Raw genomic sequence first — 1,764 nt, 5'->3', positions numbered from 1 at the left:
TGCTGCGCTACCCGCCCCACGAGCGACTCGGCGCGATCCTCGACGACAGCCTCGAGCCCGTTCCCGTCACCGCATCCGCCGCCGAGGTGGCGCGACTGCTGGCGAGCTACGATCTCGTCTCGCTGCCGGTGATCGACGCGGCCCACCGCCTGGTCGGTGCGATCAGCATCGACGACGTGCTCGACTACCTGCTCCCCGACGACTGGCGATCGCACGACAGCGATGACACCTCGTCCTCCGCGAAGGAGGCCCGCTGATGCCCCGGTCGCCGCGCCTCGACGCCCCCGGCCGCAGCACGACGAGGCCCCGCACGACCTCGCGCGATCGGTTCGGCCGGTTCACGGAGTGGGTCGCCCGTGCGATGGGGACCCCGGCGTTCCTGGTCATCCTCAGCCTGTTCTGCGTGGTCTGGATCGTCTGGAACACCCTGATGCCCGACGAGCTCCGCTTCGACGATGCCGCCCTCGGCTTCACCGCCCTGACGCTCATGCTCTCGCTGCAGGCCTCGTACGCCGCGCCGCTGATCCTCCTCGCGCAGAACCGCCAGGACGATCGCGACCGCGTGCAGATCGAGCAGGACCGCCAGCGCGCGGAGCGCAACCTCGCCGACACCGAGTACCTCGCCCGCGAGATCGTGGCGCTGCGCATGTCGCTCGAGGAGCGCAACGCGCAGGCCGTGACGCGCGACGTGCTGCGGCAGGAGTTGAAGGCTCTGCTCGCCGAGCTCGAAGACACCGGGGACAAGCCGACGGCAGGCGCCGCATCGTGACCGGGGCCGACCTCGTCCGTGCCGCAGTCTCCGCGGTGACGGACCCGGAGCTGCGCCGCCCCATCGGCGAGCTCGACATGGTCCGCGAGATCGCCGTGGACGGAGACCGCGCTCAGGTCGGCATCGTCCTGACGATCGTGGGCTGCCCTGCGGCGGCGCGCATCGAGTCCGATGTGCGCGAGGCTGCGGCATCCGTCCCCGGCATCGCCGCGGTCGACGTCGAGGTGGGCGTGATGACCCCGGCCGAGCGCAAGGCGCTGACCGAGAAGCTCCGCGACGGCAGGCCCGCCCGCCAGATGCCCTTCGGTCCCGACTCGCTCACCCGCGTGATCCTCGTCTCCAGCGGCAAGGGCGGCGTGGGTAAATCGACGGTCACCGCCAACCTCGCCGTGGCACTCGCAGACCAGGGTCTGTCCGTGGGCCTCGTCGATGCCGACGTGCACGGATTCTCGATTCCCGGGCTCCTCGGCATCCCCGCCGGGACGCAGCCGACTCGTATCGACGACCTCATGCTGCCCCCGGTGGCGCACGGAGTGAAGACCATCTCGATCGGGATGTTCCTCCGCGACGGAGAGGCGGTCGTGGCGTGGCGTGGACCGATGCTGCACCGCACGGTGCAGCAGTTCCTCACCGATGTGTTCTTCGGCGATCTCGACGTGCTGCTCATCGACATGCCGCCCGGCACCGGCGACATCGCCATCTCGATCGGCCAGCTCCTCCCCCACGCGGAGGTCCTCGTGGTGACCACCCCGCAGACCGCTGCCGCGGAGGTGGCGATCCGCAGCGGACTCGTCGCACGGCAGACCGGTCAGCGGGTGATCGGGGTCATCGAGAACATGGCGGCGTACGCGCTCCCCGACGGCACGGTCATCGATCTGTTCGGCTCGGGTGGCGGTGCGGCGGTCGCCGAAGCGCTGTCCGAGCCGGGTACCACGGTCCCGCTGCTGGCCTCCATTCCCCTGAGCCCCGCGCTCCGTGAGGGCGGAGACGCCGGC

General features: G+C 70.9%; 3 protein-coding genes. All 3 read left to right on the top strand.

What is annotated here, in order from left to right:
• Positions 1-257: CBS domain-containing protein (locus tag ACNPM4_RS10845; RefSeq protein WP_448985693.1), on the top strand; the 257-nt coding region annotated here is incomplete at its 5' end.
• Positions 257-769 (top strand): DUF1003 domain-containing protein, encoded by a 513-nt coding sequence (locus ACNPM4_RS10840; RefSeq protein WP_105709600.1) that lies wholly within the window; start codon positions 257-259, stop codon positions 767-769. The genes ACNPM4_RS10845 and ACNPM4_RS10840, both read left to right, overlap by 1 nt.
• Positions 766-1,764 (top strand): Mrp/NBP35 family ATP-binding protein (locus ACNPM4_RS10835; RefSeq protein ID WP_448985692.1); only part of this gene is annotated, 999 nt, incomplete at its 3' end. The genes ACNPM4_RS10840 and ACNPM4_RS10835, both read left to right, overlap by 4 nt.

It is taken from the genome of Microbacterium umsixpiens (genome assembly GCF_053543675.1).
Note: the sequence above shows the minus strand (reverse complement) of the source record. Positions and strands in the feature narration are given on the sequence as shown.

What these genes read in the sequence shown, in the direction of transcription:
- ACNPM4_RS10840 (WP_105709600.1), top strand. Translation starts at nt 257, where the DNA reads ATGCCCCGGTCGCCGCGCCTCGACGCCCCCGGCCGCAGCACGACGAGG.